The following is a 23,489-nucleotide window of genomic DNA, read 5'->3' on the forward strand; positions in this document are numbered from 1 at the left end:
CAGTACAACCCACCATTCTTTTATCTTTCATTGAACCACAGTTATCTTCTTATATTGCATTTTAAGTTCTATCTCATACTATTTTAAAAGTTTGAAGAAACGACTAGACTAAACTTATTGCTGGTAACATCCTTATACTGATATGGCCGTTCAACCATTTGTTAATTCGAAAATTTTAATTGTGGAAGAACAACCGCTCGCGCTCAGCTATTTGAAACAATCGCTAGAACGTTTAGCCTATCGCAACATCTTTGTCGCAGAATCAGCAATAGTCGCAAAAGAAACCTGCGAAACCAACAAGTTTGATCTAATCATCTGCTCTTTTGATTTAAGCAAGCGACAAAATGGCTATCAACTTTACGAAGAACTTCTCAAAAAGCGTTTAATTAAACGCAGTACTAGCTTTGTCTTTACCTCAGCCGAGACCAGCCCTGAACTAGTGCATAGTGTTGTTGAGCTACAGCCTGATGACTTTTTAGTGAAACCATTTACCATTAAAGATCTGCAATCTAGAATTGAACGCGTCCTAAAAAGAAAGCAAAGCCTTAAAAAGCTGTACACACTCATTGATGATGAAAATTACTCTAAAGCATTGAAATTTATCAATACAGAGTTAGATAGCAAGCAAACGAGTTACTCGGTTATGCTACTCAAATTAAAAGGCGAAATGCTCCTAAAACTTAAACGCTTTGATGAAGCAAAACAGTTTTATAAGTCAGCACTGGAACTACAAAAATTTACATGGGCCAAACTCGGTTTAGTCGAGGCACTCATTGCCAACAATGAGGATCTCACTGCGCAAAAACTGCTAAAAAGTTTAATAGAAAAAAGCGAAACACGCCTCGCAGCACTCGATCTACTCGGGCGTTTGGAAATCAAATTAAACCAATTTGAGCATGCACAAAAAGCATTGCACGAAGCGTCGCAAATGGCCCCTCGCAATCTTTCTAGGCAAAAATCATTGAGCACAGTTGCTATGATCAACCATGATTATGAATGCAGCTACAATGCGCAAAAAGAAATAGCAAGCTTTGCTCGATACTCGATTCACGACAGCCCTGAAGTCTACTTAAATGCAGCCAGAGCAGGCATAGATTTCGCTTTGGCCACTGATCAGCACGAGCAAATCAACAAAATTACTCGACAAACACAGCAATATTTAAATGATTTGAAAAAGCAGTTTCCTCATGCGATCAACCAAACTCAAATGGATGTGCTTCATGCTCGGCTACACTACCTAAAAGATGAACATAAAAAAGCACGCCAATTAATGGAGCAACTGGATGATGAGCCTCAGATACGCTCAGTAGACGCTGCATTGGATAAAGCAAAAGCATTTCATGAATTAGGGTTTCAACACAAAGCTCAGGCGCTATTTGGTCAGATAATTGATCACTGTGAACGACACAGAAGCAATGAAGACCCCGTCATGATGCATTATTTACAACAGCAACATGATGAACGCAAAGATATTACGATGGGCCCCAAAGAGCTCAACAACCACGCAGTCAAACAATTCAATAAAGGCCAACTAGATGTTGCTCTGGAAGCATTTTCTCAAGCCTTTAGAGTGATGCCAAAAAACGCCAGTATCGCGCTTAACTTATTACAATGCTTGGCAGATGCAACCGGTAAAAAAGGGATCACTTTCAATACAAACCTTGCTAAAAAATGCCTGAAAGTATTAAAAGACGCAGAGCTCGACCCGGATCAAGAATCCCGCTTTGATAAGCTTATGGCGCAAATGAGGGAAATGGGACTAGCGCAATGATAACTGTTAAGCACGAAATCACACTGCGCTAAAAACACTTATTACGTCACAGTTTCTTGTTTCACCATTGCCAGTGCATTTACACAATACCTTAACCCACTTGGTTTTGGTCCATCTGGAAAAACATGACCTAAGTGCGCATCGCAGACATTACACACAATCTCTACCCTGGTCATGCCATGTGTTGTATCCCCATGATACGCAATCGCATTATTGCTTGCAGGTTGAGTAAACGATGGCCAACCAGAACCGCTTTCAAACTTCTCTTGTGCGTCAAATAACAATTCGCCACAACACGCGCACTCGTATTGACCTGGTTCAAACAGGCTACAAGATTCCGAGCTAAATGGACGTTCAGTTCCTTTGTTGCGCGTAATATGAAAGACAGATGGCTCAAGCAAAGCCTGCCATTGCATTAAGCTTTTTTCAACCTTTTTGGGTGGCGCTGGGTTACCTTCGCTAGCCCTCGTGAGTATATCTTTCCAAAGTAACATGTTGATATTCCTAAAATCATTTAATTTTTATTATTAGAAGGTAATAATAATCATCTCATCTACCACAGCGTAATACAGTCAAAATTTATACCTTGTTCATGACACAACTAGGTCAACTGATGCTTTAACGCTAATAAATTAAATTCGTAAAAACCTGAAAGTATAGACTTATTGCCTTCTACGAATTAATCGTTTGATTAGGTCACAACAGATAGATAAAACGCCCCAATATCATTTAGGCGTCTACGTGCTTTTTCGTCAAGCTATTTTGCATCTGGTTCCGGCCAGTCACCAAAAAAACACGTTAAATAACGGCTGTTAATTAGGTATAAAATTACCCAAGAAACCAGGACGATTTGACCTGCTAGGTAGAATGAAAACTGATAGTGATTTGTCGCGGCCTGCATCAATAACCAGCCAAGATCTAACACAGCGGCTAATAGCATAGGCCAGCGCATATGGCGCCATATGCGTCCCCAACGTTGTGAACTACTGGGCCTACGCATGGAATAAACAACAGCAGGTAATAAAGCGATTGCAGCAATCGCAATAGCAACTAAAAAATTGCCTTTTGAAGGAAAGAACAAGCTCATAATATCTAAGTCTGGCCGCCAAGTTAGCGCTGACATCAACCAGACTAAAAAGGGTCGCAATAAGACAAGCAAAGTTAAATTAAAACCTAGGGGTGTGCGATATACACCGTATTTATCCCAATATTCTGGTCCAAATCGCCCAATCAACTTACTCACTTCACCACCTCTGCGTACAGCTTATTTGGCTACCCTAGGTGGGTAGCCTTATTATTATCAATTACCCCTGATGCTGTTCAAGTAAAGTGATGAGTGCCGCCTCATCCATTACATCTACACCAAGGTCTTGCGCTTTTGTTAGCTTAGAACCTGCTTTTTCACCTGCAACCAATGCATGCGTGTTTTTTGACACACTGCCCGCCACTTTTGCTCCTAAAGCTTGAAGCCTTGCTTTAGCGTCATTACGGTTAAGTTGGCTTAAAGTCCCTGTTAAAACATACGTGAGGCCTTCTAACGGCTGTGCTTGCTCTGAAGGTGCCTCAATATCAGACCAGTGCACGCCCACTTCTTGCAACTCAGCCACCACTTGTTGATTGTGCTGCTCACCAAAAAATGCGTGAATATTATGCGCGACGATCACACCTACATCACTCACTTCCTGTAGACTTTCAATGGAGGCATTCATGACATTTTCAAGCGTTAAATAGTGATTCGCTAAATTTTGAGCCGTTGCTTCTCCGACTTCTCTAATGCCCAGCGCATATAAAAACTTCGCCAAGGTGGTTTGTTTGCCAGCCTCTAATGCATTAACCAAATTTTTAGCCGACTTAGGTCCCATACGCTCAAGTGACTCAAAGTGACCTTGGCGCAGCTTAAACAGCTCAGCAGGGGTTTTTATTAGCTCTCGGTCCACCAGCTGTTCAACAATTTTATCGCCTAAGCCATCTATATCTAGTGCCTTTCGTGAGGAGAAATGCTTGATGGCTTCTTTTCGCTGTGCCTGACATACCAAGCCACCAGTACAGCGTGCCACAGCCTCCCCTTCAACGCGCTCAACATGCGAGTCACAGACTGGACACGTGTTTGGAAACTCTATATCAAAAGCATCATCAGGGCGTTTATCTAACACAACTTGTGTGATCTGCGGGATCACATCCCCTGCACGGCGAATGATCACATGATCTTTTACTTTTATCCCCAAGCGATCAATTTCATCTTGGTTATGTAACGTTGCATTTGATACCGTCACTCCCCCCACGAAAATTGGCTCTAGTCGCGCCACAGGCGTGATAGCGCCGGTGCGACCTACTTGGAATTCAACATCCAATAACTGGGTGATTTCTTCTTGTGCAGGGAATTTAAATGCAATCGCCCAACGCGGCGCACGCGCAACAAAGCCTAACTGAGTTTGTTGCTGCTTATCATCCACTTTGATAACCGCACCATCAATTTCATAACTCAACGCATCACGACGCGTTAAGATATCTTGATAATATGCCAGTGCCTGAGATACACCTTCTACGCGCTTTGTTTCAGGGCACATAGGTAGTCCCCACAACTTCAATTGCTCTAGCTGCCCGTAGTGTGTCTCGGCTAACTCAGCTCCTTCCACTGTCCCCATTGAGTAAGCATAAAACATCAGAGGTCGCTTTGCCGTGATCTTAGAATCTAACTGACGTAAGCTGCCCGCGGCTGCGTTTCTTGGGTTCGCGAAGGTTTTTTCATCTTTTGCTAATGCCGTTTCGTTAAGCCTTTCAAAGCCAGCCTTATCCATAAACACTTCACCGCGTACTTCAACCTCAGCAGGTATATTGTCACCTCTTAAGCGCAGCGGTATATTTCGAATCGTTTTTACGTTTTCAGTGATGTTTTCGCCTACTTGGCCATCGCCACGGGTCGCAGCCTGAACCAACACACCATCGCGATATAAAATTGATACAGCCAAGCCATCCAACTTGGGTTCACAGCAAAATGCCAGTTCTCGAGACTCGAGTAAACGTTCTTTAATACGACGATTAAAGGCGTTGAACTCATCTTCATCAAACGCATTATCGAGAGATAACATAGGCACTTTATGCGTTACTTGATCAAATTTACTTAATGCAACACCACCCACTTTCTGTGATGGTGAGTCGGCTGTTAGCAGCTCTGGATGCGCCGTTTCTAACTCGGTGAGTTCACGCATTAACCTATCATATTCGGCATCTGGCACAGTGGGCATATCCAGGACATAATATTTGTAATTATGTTCTTCCAACTGCGCTCTTAATTCATTGATTCTATTACTGATAGATTCCGACATTTCAACCTCTTAATAAAACAAAAGCCACCGGTTTGTGCCAGTGGCTTACTCTATCTTTTTCCGCCCAACTACTTGGGCAATGGTACACCTAAAATTTAGGCTGCAAATTCACGTACTTTTTCTACATACGTTCTGATCGTATCCACCGTTAGTGGCTCACGATTGCTATCTAATACTTGTGCACCAAATTCATCTGAAAGTTTCTTAGCCGCACCGTGTAACATATTAAATGCCGCCATACTGTCACCTTCACAGGGAAGCGTCATAAACAAGCTCACACCGGCTGTACTAAACTGCTCCATATTATCAATATCGAACGTCCCCGGGTTATACATATTAACCAGTCTAAAAAGAACAGGTCCGTTGCCCGATGACTCCAAGTGGCGATTAAAAAAGCCTTCTTCTGAGTATTTAAATCCAAGGCTTAACACGCTTGGTAAGAGCTTAGAGCCTGCCATTGTTAAACCTTCAGGCATTTGAATATGGAGAATGATGAAGTCTTGTGGCTCTGGCGCTGACTGTTCACTGTGCGCATTATCCTGCTGTTCAGCTGGCTGCGCATCGTCATGTGCAGACTGCACGTGTGCAGTATTAGTCTGCTGCGGCTCTTCATCAACAGCAGCAAAGCTCATATCACTTAGTTCAGGCTCTTTTGGCTTTGCGTCCTCTTTCGCAGCTGGCAAATCTTGAGTGCGATCGTTTTTGTCTTCTTTTTTTCTAACAGACCAAAGCCCATGTATCAGTAGTCCACCTATGATCAACGCACTGATCACAATTAATGCCCATCTCAATTCTGTGGCCATTGTTCACCTTTACTTTTTTTATGTATGTGCCATCTGCACTGCTTGTTCTATGTCTACAGCAACTACGCGAGAAACACCTGGTTCTGACATAGTTACCCCCGTCAGCCTTGCGGCCATTTCCATCGCCACTTTATTGTGACTTATATAAATAAACTGTACCGCTTGAGACATCTCTTCCACGAGGCGACAAAAACGCCCAACATTGGCATCGTCCAGCGGCGCATCTACTTCATCCAACATACAAAATGGCGCTGGATTTAATCTGAAGATAGAAAATACCAATGATAATGCGGTCAACGCTTTTTCTCCACCACTTAACAGATGAATTGTCGAGTTTTTCTTTCCTGGTGGCCTTGCCATAATAGTAACACCACTTTCTAACAAATCATCACTGGTAAGCTCTAAGTATGCATTTCCGCCGCCAAACACTTTAGGAAACAGCTCTCCTAAGTCCCTATTGACCTGATCAAAGGTGGCACGAAATCGTGTTTTAGTTTCCCTATCTATCTTTCTAATTGCATTTTCAAGGGTTTCAAGTGCCGCTGTTAAATCATTTAACTGTTCATCTAAATACGTTTTTCTTGCCAGAGCTTCATCAAACTCTTCTATGGCGGCTAAATTGACCGCACCTAATATCGATATTTTTTGTGCGGTCGCACTTAACTGACTTTGGTACACCCCTGCACTTAACTTGTCATCTAATGTCGCTAACACACCTTTTAACGTTTGTTTGAGCTCTAATAACGGTTCAAGCGCCGCTTGGGCTTTAACAACTAAACTTTGTTCTTGTAATTGTAGCTGCTGTTTTTGCTCTTTGAGCTTCAAACTATTTGCTTGGGCATCCTGAACACTACTTTGTTTTTCAGATAGCTGTGTTTTTGCCTTTGCAACCTCCTGCTCCATATCCGTCAGCTTTTGTTGCTGTATCTGATGCGAGGTCAATAATGTCGTTATCTGTGTTTGCGTTTCTAATAACGGTGCCTCAAGTTGCACCAACTGCTCAGAATTGGCTTCTAACGCAGCCACACACTGCTGCATACTCTCTTTCAAATGCTGAGTCTTTGTCGCACTTATCTGTTGATCACTTTGCGCTTGCTGTAACGCTAACTTTGCCAAATGCACTTGCTCTTGTGCTTGGGTTTTACCGATAAGTGTCGCTTGGATTTTCTGTTTATTCGCCTCAGCGAGCAGTTTTTTTTCAGCTAATTCTTTTTGTAACCCTTCTAGCTGTTCAGTCACTTGTTGGTGACTTGTCGCACACTGCTGGGCAAGCGTTTGCGCTGATGTCATTTCTTGTCGGATGTTAGTCAACGCTTCAGTGAGCTTATTCGATTGCGTTTGCCAGCCTTGCTGCTGTAGTTCTAAAACCTCTAAACGGCTTTTATTAGCTGCCACTTGCTGAGCCACACTGTGCACGGCTTGCTTATTGTGTTCAATCGCCGCTTCAAGTTCAGTGTGCTTGGCAAGACAAAATACTTTGTCTTTTTCTGCGTTATCAAAAGCCGCTTGCAGGTTAGGTAAGTCAGCATTTAAGTTATCCAGCTTTTGATAATTTGCCAGCTGGCTCGCGCTTCCCTCAGCGCGCGGCATTTTAAAATTATCGCCATACACGCATCCCATATCATCAATGGCTAAGATAAAGTGAGCCTCTGAAGTAAACGCTCTAGATGAAGCCAACCATTTGATATGATTTAAAACACTTGGGTAAATACCTGACTCTATGAATTGAGCAACACTATGAGGTTCAGGCGCCTGTGTATGCGCCCAAATTCCAGCACTATTGGGAGCCTCACTCAAAGGCAGCCCATTTAGACCCAGTAGCGCGCCTTCAACGATGTCAGCAAACCCTGCTTTCACTTTTAATTGAGCCAAAAAAGAAGGCTGTTGAGCGGCCTCAACTTCACCTAACAATGAAATCAATGTGTCGCGCTCTGCGGTACTTTGCAGTAACTGCTGCTGCGCAGATTGGACGATATTTTGACTTTGGCGCACTTGCTTATCGCTATTTTGGCGTTGTTCAGTCAGTTTTTGTGCTTGGCTTTGCAAACTCGCCATCTCTTTAAGCAATGACTGTTGCTTCGCACTTTCTTGCGATAATAACTCGCTACTATTCTGCGCTGATAGTGTCTTACTATCGATTACCAAATTAGCATGGCGCTCTTCAACATGACGTTGCTTTTGCTGTGCCTGTTGCAAAGCGACGTTACTGTCCGCATGTTGCTCTTTTACCTTTGTCTCTTGCTCGATGAGTACTTTGAGCGTATCTTCAACGTCATTATTCAACTGCTGATTTTGCTCATACAACGCCATTCGCTCTTCAAGCTCAGCCTCTGCAAGTGCTAAGCGCTCGGCTGCATCTTCGCACTTTTGCTGCTGCGCTGTACAGCTGGTTTGTTGCTCACTCAACAGAGCCTGTGCCTTTGCCTGCTCCGATTGTAGCTTTACTTTTGCCTCGCCCAATTCAACCCGTTTTTCTGCCAGATGAATTTTTTGCTGTTCAGCTCGGGTCAGCTCAGTGTGGGTTTTATGCAGCTCTTGCTGTAATACATTGTAGGCATCACTAAGATGAGTCACTTGCTGCTCAAAGCTGGCAACAACATCATTTTGTCCGCCATGGGCTTGTTCTAAAAATTGCAGTTTTTCATCTAGTTTTGCGATCTGCTGCACTTTTTGCTGCAACTTATCATTGAAATCCTGCCATTTTAAAACCGCTAGCTGGCCTTTTAAGGTCCGCTCTTTGGCCTTTAGCTCTTTGTACTTTCTGGCGGCTTCCGCTTGCTGAGCTAATCTGTCAAGCTGTGATTGCAGCTCTTTGCGCATATCCAGCAAACGCTCTAGGTTTTCTCGGGTACTCTTAATACGCGTTTGTGTTTCTCGTCTGCGCTCTTTATATTTAGAAACCCCTGCGGCCTCTTCCAAAAAGACTCTGAGTTCATGCGGTTTACTCTCAATTAAACGAGAGATCATGCCCTGCTCAATGATAGAATAACTGCGTGGGCCGAGGCCTGTACCGAGGAAGATATCTGTAATATCACGACGACGACATTTGCTGCCATTTAAAAAATACAGTGATTGACCATCTCGGGTTACTAATCGCTTTATCGATATTTGGTTTCTATCTGCCAGCGACCCTGGTAATGTGCCGCGCGTGTTGTCAAACATCAACTCAACAGACGCCTGTGAAATCGCTTTACGATTTGTCGAGCCATTAAAAATAACGTCTGTCATCGCATCACCACGTAAGTTCTTGGCAGAACTTTCACCCAAAACCCAGCGCACTGCATCGATAACATTTGATTTGCCACACCCATTGGGGCCAACCACACAGGTCATCTGATCAGAAAATGGAATTTTAGTAGGCTCGACGAAGGACTTAAAGCCTGCGAGCTTAATGTGACTTAAGCGCATAGATAAAATGATGTATTTTTAGGATTTGAACAACACGTGTACATTAAATTGCACGGCGGAAGTTATCAAGTATGATACCCGTCGCCATGGCAACATTGAGCGATTCAGCTTGGCCATAGGCTGGAATGGTAATCGGCTGATTAATGTACTGCCCAGCTTGCTCACGGATCCCATGGGATTCACTGCCCATCACCAAAACACCTTGTGGCGCAAATGCCGTTTGATGCACGCTCTGTCCATCTAAATACGCCCCGTATATTGGTCCGTTATACGCATTTAAAAACTGTGCAAGATCTGTCCTAATCACATTCACACGGACAAACGACCCCATGGTTGCGCTGATCACTTTTGGATTTAGATGATCTGCACAGTCTTCGCTAACCACAACTTGCTTAAGCCCATACCAATCTGCTAAACGAATAATTGTGCCCAAATTGCCTGGATCGGATACCCCATCCAGTGCCAACACCAAGCCACTTTTGTCGATTTGTTTTTCTTCAGGCACAGGCACGATGGCAATCGCTGCATTATTGCTGACTAAGGTGCTCACTTTGCTCAGCGCCTGCTCATCACACTCTGTGACTGGACACTGCTTTAAGTCAGTTTGATGTGCACTGATAAATTGAGGTGTCGCAAAAATTTGCTGTACTTCAACATTGGCTTGTAGCAATTCCAAGACATTTTTTTCACCTTGAACAAGGTACAGACCATGTTGTTTACGGTATTTTTTTTGTGCCAGAGCGCGAACAAGTTTTTGTTGATTTTTAGACAGCATACACACCTCATTTGGTTAAGAAGCGAAGTATATACACAATATAGAATAAAAGGCAGTGGAATTGCCTAAGACGCAGTGGGATGCGCTACAAATAAACAAAATTCTTCTCTTTGAGCTTATTTTGCACTCACATAAAAGTATGATTACAATAATGCCACATTATAAAGTGATACTTTTGATATCACATGCCCAAAACTTGAGTTGAGACGTAGTTATGTCTGCAGAGCTTCATATTATCCTGTTGAATATTGCCATTCTATTTATCGCGTATTTTGCGATATACCCCAGATATGCAGGTAACGACTTTAAAAAGATTTCAGCGCAAGACTTTATTGCATCCATTATCTCTTTGGGCATTGCAGGTTCCGTTTATTTTGCTTCGGGCGTTGAATTTACCTTATTCTTTTTTGAGGTAAGCTGGGCATGGTTTACTTTAGTAAGCTTTACCATTATCGAGCTGCCGCTATTTTATTGGTATGCCAAACGTCACAATGTCAAACTCCCTTGAGTCATCAAATAGGCATTAAAAAAGGCATCATATAGATGCCTTGGCTTTAATTTACATTAACTTTGGGGGAACTGTTACATTTCTTTGTTGTGCAGTAGCTGCGCCACCACATCTTTAAAATCATGGCATGGTTTGAGTGTTGTGATCATGCCATTACTATTTTTAACTAGGTCAATGATGTCAAAATAACCCACTGCTTTTTTCTGGCTATTTTGCACAAATAAATAGGCTATCCCATCGGCTTCAATCGTTTCTTTGATATCGCCAACTTGTGCATTCACCACTTGTGCAGTAGAGATCTGACGCAGTGAATTGATTGACACCATCATGTCAGATACCGTCAGTTCGCTGCGACTGAGGCCCATCTTTTGCGCCATTTCAAGCACGTTACGACTGCCAAGTTGCGCCAATGAGATAAGCCCCACAGGCTCAGAATCAGCATTAACAACAAGGGCTGCGGCTTGATGTGTTTTATTAAGTACCAGCGTGGCATCGTCCAAACTGGCGTTAATATCGATATGTATCGCTGGCAAAGGACGAAGAAATTGCTCAGCAGGTAATTGTGCAAACGTTTTAGTATGGGCTGTTGCCACATTGAACGCGTTATTCGTTACAGCGCCACTATCTATAGCAGCAGTTTTTAGTGCATGATAAAAACTCATGATCCACCTCACGACGATTAATAGAAACTAATAATGTTGTTTTAAAAGGGGATTAAAAAGCCGGTGGTGCTCGAATGCGGGTACTATGAGGTTGCGAATTAAACTCTGAAGAGAAAGCAGACGTCGCTTTGTCGGCGTCAAACTGTGTACTCTTTGACACACTAAACGGCAATGCTGCATCAATATCAACGTCTAAATACTGGACGTCAAAGTCAGCGATTAGCTCGATGATTTGCTGCCTTTCTTCTGCTGCATGCGTGCCTGTCGCCGTTACACAAAGTAACGTCGCTAAGCTGACTGCAAACAATAAGTGAAAGACGCGCATGCTGTTTTCTTCTCCACAATAATCTACTAATTAGTGTATGGACTCATCTATGGGTTTACAAGGGGTAAACTACGAAATTGTACCTAAGATAATTGTAAGAGAGTGTGACATAAGTACGCGACTCGTTGAATTTCAAGCCTTTCACCGGTTCAGTCAGTAAGAAAAATCACGCACTAAAATGATAATAACGATTATAATAGATTCTAACTGTTCCCAATTTAGAGTTTACCTATGCAAATTACCAAAGGGATGGAATACTTTATCGCTGGCTTTTCAATGCTGGGGCAAAAAGGGTTAAAGCGATTCGTCTTTATTCCGCTATTGATCAACATTGTGTTATTCGGCGGCTCGTTGTTTTTCTTATTTGATTGGCTAACACAAGGTTTTGAATATTTAAGTGGCGCCCTGCCAAGCTGGCTTAGTTGGCTCGAATGGTTGCTTTGGCCCTTAGCGATTTTGATTATACTGTTCAGCTACAGCATGGTGTTTACAGTTATCACCAACTTTATCGCGGCGCCATTCAATGGCTTATTGTCTGAAAAAGTAGAACTACACCTAACAGGACAACCGATCAATGATGAGGGTTTTGCGGATATCGTAAAAGATGTGCCTCGTATGATTGGCCGAGAGTGGACCAAGCTTTGTTACTACCTTCCTCGTGCGATTATTTTCTTTTTAATGCTGTGGATGTTACCCGTGATAGGGCAAATTTTATGGATCCTCTTTACCTGCTGGATGTATAACGTGCAATATAATGACTATCCGTTTGATAACCACAAAATCAGCTTTAAACAAATGAAACAAGATCTTAAGGGCCAACAGGGGCTCTCTTATGGCTTTGGCTTTGCGGTGTTTGTGCTCACGGCTATCCCGTTTGTTAATCTGATTGTGATGCCTGCGGCAGTCTGTGGTGCAACCAAGCTTTGGGTAGAAAATTATCGCGGTAACTACCGCTGACAGCTCATACAATCGTCATAATTCATCCCGATAATAGTTAAAAAAACAACCTTACTGGGACGTTATGCAATTTTTAACTAATATCGTACTTACTACGGCACTGCTTAGCAGTGCCTATTCATATGCCAGTGCACAACTTGGCCCCCGCCCGTTTTATTTAGTCGACCAAATGGCACCGAGTGCTTTAAAAACCAAGCTGTCTCGATGTGCCAACAGGCCAGCCTTTAAAAGTAACTTTTCGATTGGCCACCGTGGCGCACCAACACAATTTCCTGAGCACACCAAAGAGTCTTATCTCGCGGCCGCGCGTATGGGCGCTGGTGTATTGGAATGCGATGTCACCTTTACCAAGGATAAAGAGCTGGTTTGTCGCCATGCACAGTGTGACTTACATACCAGTACTGATATTTTGCTGCGCCCGGAGCTAGCCGCGAAATGCAGTCAGCCTTTCACTCCTGCGAACCCAGAGACTGGCGCATCTGCTAGTGCAAAATGCTGTACATCTGATTTAACACTCGACGAGTTTATGCAGCTCAAAGGCAAAATGGATGGCGCCAACCCACAAGCGCAATCTCCAGAGCAATACGTCAAAGGCACAGCAGGCTGGCGTACAGATTTATATTCAGCTACCGGTACGCTAATGACTCATGCACAGAGTATTGAGCTGTTTAAATCGTTGCGCGTAAAGATGACACCCGAGCTCAAGGCACCAGCGGTAGATATGCCATTTGAGGGCATGACTCAACAAGATTATGCGCAAAAGATGATTGATGAATATCGCGCGGCGGGTGTGTCGTCGCGCAAGGTGCTGCCGCAATCATTCAATATTGAGGATGTGCAATATTGGCGTCACAACACCCGCTTTGGTAAGCAAGGCATCTACTTAGATGGTCGATATAGTGATGCGCGTTTTGACCCAAATAACTCAAGCACATGGTTACCAAGTATGAGTGACATTAAAGCCAGTGGGATCAACATTATTGCCCCGCCACTTTGGGTGCTATTAACTTTAGATGCACAAGGCAACATTGTGCCTTCTCAATATGCAAAAGCGGCTAAGGCGGCAAATTTAGAAATCATCACTTGGACACTTGAGCGTTCAGGCTTAATTTCTCAAGATGGCGGTTGGTATTACCAAGGACTTAAGGATGCCATTAGCAATGAAGGCGATGTCTATAGAGTACTGGATGTGTTAGCTAAGCAAGTTGGCGTTAAAGGTGTGTTTAGCGACTGGCCTGCAACCACCACATTTTATGCAAACTGCATGAACATCTATTAATCTCAGATAAGCGATGTGCATCAGTGCCAGCACATCGCGTTTTTAAGCAAGTTTAGAAGTATTTGCTTGTACCAATCGTGCCAGGGCCCGTGATAGTACTCGGGTTCGTAATGGTGCCAGTGTAAGGACCATCCGGATCCGTTGGCCCCGTTTGAATAATTGTTCCATGTGGCGTGACAGTAGCGAATTGATCACTACCCACATTCACATACGCGCCATCAGCACCGCCAACGTGCTTTGTCATTTTTGATGGGATCACAGCAGCATCTTGTGAAAGGGCTTTTAGTTTACGCTTTTTAAGATTTAACATTTTTTACTCCTAATTAAAGTCGCCACAAATAGTACAAATCAGCAAAACACGGGCAACTTAAAATAGTCTGTCAAAATAAAAAATCACAAGCGATAAGATAATTGCGCAATTATTAACTGACAAATATCCTATTAAAAACCAATCGATTAGAATTCAATAATAAAAAATAAGGCAAATAATCAGCTATTTGCCTTACAGGTACGTTAGCCGTTAACTTACACTTCTATCGATTGGCCATGATTCAAGCGGTTAGTCGGATCGAGTAAACGTTTGACTTGCTGTAGCCTGGGATAGTTGTCCTTGTAATATAGGTATTGCCAATTCACAATATCCATATCTGCATAGTTGACATAACAGCCATCCATCACACCATCAGGCACCGGACCTTTTTCACCATACATCTTATGATAAAAGCTGCTCATCCATCCTAAGTGATACGGATCTTGGCTTGGGTCAAACCAATAAGTTTGATATTGCAGCTTCATCACTGAGCGACGATGTGACACCGCTGTATCGTCGGATGATAGTGCATTAATTTGTCCGCCATACGATGATAACTGCAACGTACCGCTTGGATTTAAATAGTCACCATGTCTGAGCTCATCCCACAACGTACGAATTTGCGTTTCGGGAAAGGGCTTATTCATATACGCAGACTTGTTTTTACCTCGCGCGCCTATTAGTGGCCCCGCCGCATACTGTGTGCCATACCACCAAGGCAAACTGAAGTAACTGCCAGGTGGCGTTGGCCTTGGTGGCGCATCCTCTTGGCTCTGGATCCCCATGTGATCGGATGTACGCAAACCGACTTTGGCTTGTGCCAGTTGCGCCGCAGAGAAAATAGCATCTAAAAACTCATCAATTAAGCCGGGGTTTCCTGCGCAGAATAACTGCAAGCGAATACTGCCCCCACCACCAATCGATTTTGGCATAGACATGGATGTATGCAGTGCATTAAAACGACTTTCTGGACCATTATTTTTGGTCCAAAACTCGCCGTAATTTTTAATCAAGGCTGCAAATTGCGGATAGTCTAAACTTGCCCACGGCAGTGACACCTCTTGTGTATGAATAAAGGCAGGTACGTCTGGTAAGTCTTTGAAAAAGTATTTGGTTACGATGCCAAAGTTACCGCCGCCACCGCCTTGATGTGCCCAGACAATTTCATCTGCCTGAGCAGATTGACCTTTAAAGTATTTACGCGGATACGTTGCCTGCCCGCCCCATTCATTAAATGCCACCAGCTCGACGCCTGCCAAATAATCACTCGACAAACCGTATTGACGAGAGTGTACACCAAACCCACCGCCACAGACATGGCCACCAATCCCGACACCAAAACAAGAGCCCGCAGGTATTATTTTGCCAAACTCTTTGAATAAGGTTTTATAGGTATGACCTAAATTTGCCCCCGCTTCCACCACATAATAATCACCGTCTTTATAAATGCGGTCCATATTACTGATATCGATAACCACCCCATTATCATTATCAACAAACCCTTCATAGCAATGCCCGCCTGCGCGCACAGTGATGCGTTTGCCCTGTGTGATCGCATCACGGGCAGCCATATACACTTCATGGGCAGAGCTACAAGCCCCTATGTAAGTTGGCTGACTTAAAAAGCGCATATTAGAGCCCAGCAACATTGAGATATAACGTGGATCATTACCAAACACCTTATGATATTGACCATATTCCCCACGGGCTTCCGCTGAGGTTGATTGCATCGCCAAAGGCGCAGCGCCAACCACACCTCCTACTGCCAATGACTTTTTCAAAAAGCTACGGCGAGATGTTTGCTCTGTTGTCTGTAACACTAACTCTTGTTCTTTATTATCCATCGTACTGTCCTTACATGTTATTGTTATTGGTCACACAGCGTCCTGCCACTATCCAAACCCGACACGCTCCAGCATGCGACATGTCCAATGTAGCAATAAACAAAACAAAAGTTGTATATAAATTAGACTAAAGACGTAGGATGAAAAGACACTAAGGGAAAGAGAAAAACAGTATTAAAAGACAATATATTGATAGTAAGCAGTTACACTCACAATGTATCAAAATATTTCTTCTGCGTATGTGGCGTTTGGGAGGTGGTTTAAGCCACATCCTTGTGGCTAGAAAATAACGATTAGCTATACAAATTTTGCGGGACTTTTAAGACCTGAATATGCACGGTGACTTCTTCGCGGTCATGATATAAGTGTTTGGCTTGGAGCTTATAACCGACGTTGTAATGCGCCAGCTCATCATCAATCAGCTGCAAACATTCGTAGACACTATCAAAGCGCTTTTTCATTGGTAGTTTGAGGTTAAAGATTAACTCTTTAACAAAGCCATTCACTATCCAATCGATCATCAATTGCGTTACTTTGCTTGGCTTTTCAACCATGTCACACACTAACCAATCGATGTTGCGTTTTTCTGGGCGATATTTAAAGCCATCTTCTCGAAAGTGCTTAACTTGACCACTTTCCATTAACTTGTCATTCATTGGGCCGTTATCGATAGCCGCGACAAACATACCGCGTCTCACTAGTTGATAGGTCCACCCTCCTGGACAAGCGCCTAAATCAACTCCACGCATGCCTGGGCGTACACGGTCTTCAGCTTGCTCTTTGGTTAAAAAAACATTGAATGCTTCATCTAATTTTAACGTTGAGCGGCTTGGACCATCTGCCGGCATTTTAAGCCTCGGGATCCCCATAAAAAATGGCGAGTTATTGTCGCTAAAGGAGTAACCCACATAAGCTGTATCATTTGCTAAAAACAAAATATGCAGAACAGGCTTTTGCGGCTTCACGTTGCGCGTTAGCTTATTTTGCTTCTCAAGGGATTTGGCCAATGGCGTCGAGATCTTCTTACAAAACTTCGACAACTCTTTGCCTTCGTTTGTATCAGGTGTTTCTACACGTAAATCCCCACACAACGGGAAATCCGCGACACACTGCTTTATTTCTCCAACACGATCTTCAAGTGGCATGTTTGTCAGCAAAGTGCCGGCAAACCACTGTCTTGCAAATACCAAGCTTTTAAAATCAATTTGCTTAACCAGCCGCTCTGCCTCTTCTTTGGCATAACACTCAAAGGTCACAAACCCAGTATTTGGTTTGGCTTTGACATACCCAGCAACGCCTTGTTGCATTGCATGATGATTAATTTCAGCAGCCGCATCACTTTCAAAACCGCTACGACAGTAAATAACTACACTCGACATTGTTTCAATATTTCCAAATTAAAGAGGTTGCTTAGCGGCTTTAACAATCAGTATGAGCCAACCAATAATAAAACACACTCCACCGATAGGAGTGATAGGCCCTAGCCACTTTGCACCAGTCAGGGCCAATAGATATAAACTGCCACTAAATAGCAAAATACCCACTATAAAAGCAAAGCCTGCCCATTTAAGCTGCATGCCCCATTTTATCAACAGCGCCACAGCAATAAGGGCTAAACCATGTGTCATTTGATATTGTGCCGCCGTCTTAAAGATCCCCACAGCATAGTCACTCACATGGTGCTTCAGACCATGGGCAGCAAACGCCCCTAATGCCACTGACAACATGCAAAAGACACTGCCTGCTAATAAAAATAGTTTAGACATGGCAAATATCTCGAATAAATTGCACAGTTTTTTGTGCCGCTGCGTCGCGATTTTGCGCCTCAGTTAAGCCACTCGCTTTACGTGGCTTCAATGAATGATCGCCATCAGGCAGCCAAAAATACTCAGGTGTTGCTTCTAGTTGCAGTGCGCTCACTTCGGTTTTATTCCCAAATGTGTCTCGCTCGCCCTGCAGCACTAAAAACGGGCATGGAATATCACCAAAGTGTTCAACTCTTAACTTTTCAGGTTTGCCCGGTGGGTGAAATGGATAACCAAAAGCAATCACGCCTTTGACCTTAGCGGCTGTCTCACATGCCAGCATAGACGCCATGCGCCCACCCATTGATTTACCGCCGATAAATATCGGTAACGCATCATCAAGCTGTGATAAGACCTGTTCGTAGCACGCTAATAATTTAGGCGCTCTGTCCGGCGGGCGCTTTTTGTTTTGTGCTTTAGCCGTAGCCATGTATTCAAAGTCAAATAGCGCAACATCAATGCCTTGCTCAACGAGCTTAGCCGCCATATCTTGCATAAAGTCTGAATCACACCCAGCGCCTGCGCCATGGGCAAATACAAACTGTGCCACAGGACTCTGGGCTTTGTGCCATTCAATGACGACCTTATCACTCATAGTTAAAGTACCTTGTTATATTTGTTCTTGCTCAACCATACTGAGCATCCAATCTTTAAACGACACGATTTTACCCAGTTCTGCCTGAGATTCTCGGCAAACAAGATAATATGCATTTTTACTCTCTAAGCTGTGGCTGAACGGAATAACCAAGCGCCCGGCATCCAGATCTGGTTTTGCCAGCACACTATTACCCAATGCAATGCCTTGGCCGTGCACAGCCGCTTGTAGCACCATCGATGAGTGGCTAAAAATAGGCCCCGTATTAGCAGGTACATTTCGCACACCAGCAGTTTTGAGCCAAGACTTCCAAGAGCGACGAGAGGTATCATGCAACAGGTTATGGTTTGCCAAATCGCTGGGTTGATCAAGCGGCTTTGGCCCGTTAAGTAACAAAGGGCTGCACAGAGGCACTAAGTACTCTGTATGTAATTTGTGTGTTTGCACGCCGCTCCAGTTGCCACGACCATAATAAATTGCCACATCAACATCATCCGTCAGCGAGTTTTCATCCTGATCTTGGGCTTTGATCCGTACATCGATATCTGGGAATAACTCATTAAATTTACTTAACCTTGGCACCAGCCATTGTATCGCAAAGCTCGGGGTTAAGCTCACAGTGAGTGATCCTTTCGCGCCACGCGCTAGTAACTTTTCAGTTGCATCAATAAGTTGTGAAAAGATATCTTTTATATCTAAAAAATACCCTTGCCCTTCTTCTGTCAGAAGCAAGGAACGATTTTTTCTGAGGAACAGCTTTAACCCCAAGTGTTCTTCAAGCGTTTTTATTTGGTGGCTAATAGCCGCTTGTGTCACGAATAGTTCTTCAGCGGCTTTGGTAAAACTCAAGTGCCTGGCTGCTGCTTCAAACGCTTTTAAAGCATTGAGTGGTGGTAACCTTCTTGCCATAGCAGGACGCCTTTACATGTTGTTATATTGTATGTTGTTGTATCGTTGGGCAACCACCATCCTATGGTCACTGCCCGGCCTAACTAAATAGGCAAATTAAACGCTCGCGCTGGTATCTAGCGCATCAAAGCTTTTGATTAACTCATCAACCGCTTTCATTTGCTTCAGGTAGCCTTCCAATTTATTTAAAGGCAGCGCGCACGGACCATCACATTTAGCGACATTTGGATCTGGGTGAGCTTCGATAAATAACCCTGCTAAGCCCAGTGCCATGCCACTGCGTGCCAGCTCTGCCGCCTGTGCTCTGCGTCCATCTGCTGAATCAGCACGACCACCTGGGCGCTGCAGCGCATGCGTTGCATCAAAAATGACTGGCGCCATGTGCTTCATATCATCCATACCTAGCATATCAACGACTAGGTTGTTGTAACCAAAGCTGCTGCCGCGCTCGCATAGAATGATTTGGTCATTGCCCGCCTCATTCAGCTTTTTAATGATATGACGCATTTCATGCGGAGCTAAAAACTGTGGTTTTTTGACGTTAATGACAGAGCCAGTTTTTGCCATTGCAACCACTAAATCTGTTTGACGAGCAAGAAATGCCGGTAATTGGATCACATCTGCAACTTCGGCCACAGGTGCAGCTTGAAACGGTTCATGTACATCCGTGATCACAGGCACATTAAACGTCTTTTTTATTTCTTCAAAAATTTTTAACCCTTCTTCCATACCTGGACCACGGTACGAATTGATGGATGAGCGGTTAGCTTTATCAAAAGATGCCTTGAAAACATAAGGGATATTGAGCTTTGAGGTGACTTCAACATAATGCTCTGCAATTTGCATCGCCAAATCGCGTGACTCAAGTACATTCATACCGCCAAATAAAACAAACGGTTTATCGTTTGCCACTTCAATGTTTCCAACTTTTATAATCTGTGTATTCATATTTCAATCCAATTTAAATCGGTAACAAGCAACCACGTAACTTAATTACCAAGTACACATATTGATATACGCTTTAAGGCCAACTTATTATGATAGTTCAGCATAGTACCTAATTGATCAACACGCTATTTATCGCCATACTCGATTGCGAATTTATAATGATACGTTGATATAGGCACTTAGTTCAGCCACAAGCAGTGATAAAGTCTTTAGAGCATATAGTCTTATGTGTAATTTGACTACTCGCGGTTAGTCGATAGTGAGATAAAACTTGCTGTTATGTAAGCCCTAATCCACTCAACTTAGGGGGCCCTCATTCACACTTTATTGTTAATGCAATATGTTGTTGTGATCAGCAAGCTCTTCTATTTGATTCTGTATGATCTCAATGGTGGGGTCATCTGGGCATTCATCTACAAAATACTGTAGATCATCTTTGGCCATTTTAGGGCAATTAAGTTGATTCAATAAATACCCTCTATCTCGCCTTTCGTAAGGGTCATCACCCAGCAGCTCCATCAGAAGCTCAACACAACTCAATGCATGGCTGAATTTCTCAGCAGCAATAAACGACCACTTTTGCTGGGCTAGATAAAGCTTGAACGCTTCATCCCCTATCACTAACTCTAATGGTTCTTGCTCTTTTTCGCCGTCATTTTCAGGGGTGATATACCAAGATTGCTGGCCAGAACTTGGATCTATGATGTAGCCTTCTTCACTACTTAACGCGACATGCACTACCACTTCATTTTGCATGAGGGCAACCGTGGCATTAAAGTCAGCGCGCTCTAGTAGATGTGCCAGTAAAATCGCCAATGCAGTGCTTGTACCGCTGCGCATTTTAAGCACATAGCCCACGTTATTTAATAAATACTCAGGAACCTTTTGGCCTGTGCCACTAAATAGCCATTTGGTGTAAAAAGTATCAAGTATTAAATCAATACGCTTGTGCGCATCTTTTTCCTTCACACGCATCTCATCAACCGCCAGTTCTAACTCAGCCAAGAGACATAGCGTTTGCTCGGTGTCGGCTTGCGCATCCCATCGCTGCTCTGCATAAATACTACGAAGCAATGGTGGCACGGTATAATCCATACCTAATTCTTGTTGTTCATCAAACCAAGTATCCGTCATAGACTGTACTGCAAACCCATGTGAAAATAATAAGCCGCTAGTGTAACACTTTTTAGTCCATACCCAAGGGGAAATTTTACTCACAGCCACGTAACTAGCAGGTTAGCTAGCCACATGACTTAGGCTTTATTAACCTAGATTAAAGAATGAAGGCGTTTTTTGTGCTCGCGAGGTAGCCGATGGCAAGTAGTGCAGCAGTGGCACCGATCAGCGCAGGAATTTGTTTTGACTTATGTTTTGATTTAGCTACCACAAAACCTAAGCCAATATACCCAACGACCAGTATTATTTTTTCCATCAGCCAAGGTTGAGATGATGGTTTCATGCCCAAGGTCACCGCCAAATAAACAGCAGAAACAAGTAATAATGTGTCTACGCCATGGCTGGTAATAAACAAAACTTTATTATTGGCCAATTTGCCCGTAGTTAAACGCGACACTGAACGCGTATAAAAAAGTACAATGCTTAGGACTGCAAACATCATATGAGTATGCTTTAAAAAAAGGTAATCCACATTCGCCTCACTGTTTGTCTGGGTAGCGCGCTAAAATGACTTCCAGATCGTCAATAATTTCGTTAAACACGGTGACTAATTTAGGGTCAAAATGTTTACCACTTTGATTATTAATCTCTTTGACCACTTCAGGTAAGTCCCATGCCTCTTTGTAACAACGGCGATGACGCAGCGCATCATATACATCGGCCAGCGCTACAATGCGTCCGAACACGTGTATATCTTCCCCTTTAGTGCCTTTGGGGTAGCCTGTGCCATCCCACTTTTCATGATGGTCTCTGGCAATAAGTGCACCTGCGTTGACAATTTCGCGTTTGGAATCTCGCAACAACTGATAGCCCTTTTTAGCGTGACTTTGCATTACCGTCCATTCTTGCTCATCCAATTTGGCAGGCTTATTTAATATCGCATCTGGAATGCCCACTTTGCCGACATCATGAAGTGGCGAGGCAATACGTACTAAATCTGCTTCTCGATTACCCAATCCATATCCAACAGCAAGTGCATGACAAATATGAGCTACACGTTTGACATGATTGCCAGACTCCGTTGAGCGCATCTCTAAGGCTTCACTTAGACGGTATACCAGCTCCTGCTGGGTATCTTCAATTTCCGCTTGTAACTGCACATTTTCGTAAGCCAGTTGTACATTTTGCGAGAATATTTCGATTAAATGCTTTTGCGTATCAGTTAAAAACTCAGGGATCCCAGAGACGAACAGCATAGATGCGTGATTATACTCACTTGAGCAGTACGAGAATAAGTAATTGTCTTTGTAAACAATGCTTTTTTCATTCAGCGCCTTTTTACACGCTTGAATTTGCTCTTCATTTAAAACATCTTGAATGGGTTTGCCTTCACTCTTTGCAAACTCACCTCGGCCTGTAAACACCACTAAGTCTTCACTGCAAGTGTCTGGTTCATTACTGGCCACCAAAGACGTTGCATACATGGCTTCATCAACAGTACCCAATAATGAGGTAAGCTGTTGCATTACGCCTTCGATAAACTGCTCAATCGAGTGCGTCGCAAAAATATCGCGAGACGCTGTGATAATTTTTTCTAGACCTTGACGAGATTGATCAATTGATAAGATATCGCGATAAGAGCGCAAGCTAGACATCACCACAGTAAAGAGTTTCTGCGCTGTCAGTTCAGTTTTCGATTTATAGTCATTGATATCATAATTCACAATGACCTGTCTCTCTGGTGCTTGCCCTGGTTGTCCGGTTCTTAGGATGATGCGAATGTTGTTATTCTTGGCCGTTTCGCGAATAAACTGAGCAACCTTTAAACCGGCATCATCTGTTTCCATCACCACATCAAGCAATACAATCGCTGCGTCAGGGTGATCAGTCACCACCTGCTTTGCTTCTTCTCCAGAATATGCACTGAGAAATTCAAGTTTCTTCTTTTGAAATTCGAAGTCACTTAACGCAAGCTTAGTGACAGCATGTACTTCAGGTTCATCATCCACAATGATGACTTTCCAAGTGCCACTTTGTTCCGTTTCTATGACATCCGTTGGCTCATCTGAAAACAAAAAATCATCCATAGAGAGTCCTTAACGCTTATTTGACGCGGGCTGTAAATTAAAAATATTAATGCATTCAACG

General features: G+C 43.4%; 22 protein-coding genes. 4 read left to right on the forward strand and 18 right to left on the reverse strand.

What is annotated here, in order from left to right; all coding sequences use genetic code 11:
• Window positions 1-142: 142 nt before the first annotated feature.
• Window positions 143-1,771 carry a response regulator gene (locus L1077_RS05370; RefSeq protein WP_237135922.1) on the forward strand — a complete coding sequence of 543 codons (1,629 nt, stop codon included), beginning with the start codon at window positions 143-145 and terminating at the stop codon, window positions 1,769-1,771.
• Window positions 1,772-1,812: 41 nt separating this feature from the next.
• On the opposite strand, the gene msrB is transcribed toward L1077_RS05370, so the two are convergent.
• The 6 genes from msrB to L1077_RS05400 all read right to left on the reverse strand — a co-directional run bounded on the left by msrB (window position 1,813) and on the right by L1077_RS05400 (window position 10,083).
• A complete protein-coding gene (gene msrB, locus L1077_RS05375; protein WP_237135923.1) occupies window positions 1,813-2,265 on the reverse strand; it encodes a peptide-methionine (R)-S-oxide reductase MsrB in 453 nt (150 codons plus the stop codon).
• A gap of 263 nt (window positions 2,266-2,528) precedes the next feature.
• Window positions 2,529-3,002 carry a DUF2919 domain-containing protein gene (locus L1077_RS05380; protein WP_237136116.1) on the reverse strand — a complete coding sequence of 158 codons (474 nt, stop codon included), beginning with the start codon at window positions 3,000-3,002 and terminating at the stop codon, window positions 2,529-2,531.
• 73 nt (window positions 3,003-3,075) lie between these two features.
• Window positions 3,076-5,097: an NAD-dependent DNA ligase LigA gene (gene ligA, locus L1077_RS05385; RefSeq protein ID WP_237135924.1), complete on the reverse strand. Its 2,022-nt coding sequence runs from the start codon at window positions 5,095-5,097 to the stop codon at window positions 3,076-3,078.
• Window positions 5,098-5,192: 95 nt separating this feature from the next.
• Window positions 5,193-5,900, reverse strand: a complete 708-nt coding sequence (gene zipA, locus L1077_RS05390; protein WP_237135925.1) for a cell division protein ZipA — start codon at window positions 5,898-5,900, stop codon at window positions 5,193-5,195.
• An 18-nt stretch (window positions 5,901-5,918) separates the two neighbouring features.
• Entirely contained in the window at window positions 5,919-9,308 is a 3,390-nt protein-coding gene (locus L1077_RS05395; RefSeq protein WP_237135926.1) for a chromosome segregation SMC family protein, read from the reverse strand.
• 43 nt (window positions 9,309-9,351) lie between these two features.
• On the reverse strand, window positions 9,352-10,083 hold the full coding sequence (locus tag L1077_RS05400; RefSeq protein ID WP_237135927.1) for a TrmH family RNA methyltransferase: 732 nt from the start codon (window positions 10,081-10,083) through the stop codon (window positions 9,352-9,354).
• Between the two features lie 214 nt (window positions 10,084-10,297).
• Between L1077_RS05400 and L1077_RS05405 the strand changes: the two genes are divergently transcribed.
• A complete protein-coding gene (locus L1077_RS05405; protein WP_237135928.1) occupies window positions 10,298-10,591 on the forward strand; it encodes a hypothetical protein in 294 nt (97 codons plus the stop codon).
• A 74-nt stretch (window positions 10,592-10,665) separates the two neighbouring features.
• Here L1077_RS05405 and L1077_RS05410 read toward each other — a convergent pair whose 3' ends face one another.
• Window positions 10,666-11,253, reverse strand: a complete 588-nt coding sequence (locus L1077_RS05410; RefSeq protein WP_237135929.1) for a hypothetical protein — start codon at window positions 11,251-11,253, stop codon at window positions 10,666-10,668.
• A gap of 52 nt (window positions 11,254-11,305) precedes the next feature.
• The gene (locus tag L1077_RS05415; protein WP_237135930.1) at window positions 11,306-11,578 is read right to left on the reverse strand and encodes a hypothetical protein; all 273 of its coding nucleotides are present in this window, start codon (window positions 11,576-11,578) and stop codon (window positions 11,306-11,308) included.
• 231 nt (window positions 11,579-11,809) lie between these two features.
• On the opposite strand from L1077_RS05415, the gene cysZ reads away from it, so the two are divergent.
• Window positions 11,810-12,535, forward strand: a complete 726-nt coding sequence (gene cysZ / locus L1077_RS05420) for a sulfate transporter CysZ (RefSeq protein WP_237135931.1) — start codon at window positions 11,810-11,812, stop codon at window positions 12,533-12,535.
• A 64-nt stretch (window positions 12,536-12,599) separates the two neighbouring features.
• A complete protein-coding gene (locus tag L1077_RS05425) occupies window positions 12,600-13,814 on the forward strand; it encodes a glycerophosphodiester phosphodiesterase family protein (RefSeq protein ID WP_237135932.1) in 1,215 nt (404 codons plus the stop codon).
• Between the two features lie 52 nt (window positions 13,815-13,866).
• On the opposite strand, the gene L1077_RS05430 is transcribed toward L1077_RS05425, so the two are convergent.
• The 10 genes from L1077_RS05430 to L1077_RS05475 form a co-directional block, all read right to left on the reverse strand.
• A complete protein-coding gene (locus L1077_RS05430) occupies window positions 13,867-14,124 on the reverse strand; it encodes a hypothetical protein (protein WP_237135933.1) in 258 nt (85 codons plus the stop codon).
• Between the two features lie 215 nt (window positions 14,125-14,339).
• Complete coding sequence (locus tag L1077_RS05435; protein WP_237135934.1) at window positions 14,340-15,968, reverse strand: FAD-binding protein; 1,629 nt, start codon at window positions 15,966-15,968, stop codon at window positions 14,340-14,342.
• Between the two features lie 293 nt (window positions 15,969-16,261).
• A complete protein-coding gene (gene rlmM / locus L1077_RS05440; protein ID WP_063360583.1) occupies window positions 16,262-17,347 on the reverse strand; it encodes a 23S rRNA (cytidine(2498)-2'-O)-methyltransferase RlmM in 1,086 nt (361 codons plus the stop codon).
• 18 nt (window positions 17,348-17,365) lie between these two features.
• Window positions 17,366-17,734, reverse strand: coding sequence for a DUF423 domain-containing protein (locus L1077_RS05445; protein ID WP_237135935.1), 369 nt, complete (start codon window positions 17,732-17,734; stop codon window positions 17,366-17,368).
• Window positions 17,727-18,368: an alpha/beta fold hydrolase gene (locus L1077_RS05450; protein WP_237135936.1), complete on the reverse strand. Its 642-nt coding sequence runs from the start codon at window positions 18,366-18,368 to the stop codon at window positions 17,727-17,729. Before L1077_RS05450 ends, L1077_RS05445 begins: the two co-directional genes overlap by 8 nt.
• Window positions 18,369-18,383: 15 nt before the next feature.
• Window positions 18,384-19,277 (reverse strand): transcriptional regulator GcvA, encoded by an 894-nt coding sequence (locus tag L1077_RS05455; RefSeq protein ID WP_063360586.1) that lies wholly within the window; start codon window positions 19,275-19,277, stop codon window positions 18,384-18,386.
• 96 nt (window positions 19,278-19,373) lie between these two features.
• Entirely contained in the window at window positions 19,374-20,225 is an 852-nt protein-coding gene (gene kdsA / locus L1077_RS05460; protein WP_237135937.1) for a 3-deoxy-8-phosphooctulonate synthase, read from the reverse strand.
• A 330-nt stretch (window positions 20,226-20,555) separates the two neighbouring features.
• Entirely contained in the window at window positions 20,556-21,359 is an 804-nt protein-coding gene (locus L1077_RS05465; RefSeq protein WP_063360596.1) for a tetratricopeptide repeat protein, read from the reverse strand.
• A gap of 139 nt (window positions 21,360-21,498) precedes the next feature.
• Window positions 21,499-21,873 carry a SirB2 family protein gene (locus L1077_RS05470; protein ID WP_237135938.1) on the reverse strand — a complete coding sequence of 125 codons (375 nt, stop codon included), beginning with the start codon at window positions 21,871-21,873 and terminating at the stop codon, window positions 21,499-21,501.
• Window positions 21,874-21,880: 7 nt separating this feature from the next.
• The gene (locus tag L1077_RS05475) at window positions 21,881-23,428 is read right to left on the reverse strand and encodes a DUF3369 domain-containing protein (protein ID WP_237135939.1); all 1,548 of its coding nucleotides are present in this window, start codon (window positions 23,426-23,428) and stop codon (window positions 21,881-21,883) included.
• Window positions 23,429-23,489: the final 61 nt, after the last annotated feature.

Origin of the sequence: Pseudoalteromonas luteoviolacea (assembly GCF_021654285.1) — a bacterium.
Lineage (GTDB): Bacteria > Pseudomonadota > Gammaproteobacteria > Enterobacterales > Alteromonadaceae > Pseudoalteromonas > Pseudoalteromonas luteoviolacea_J.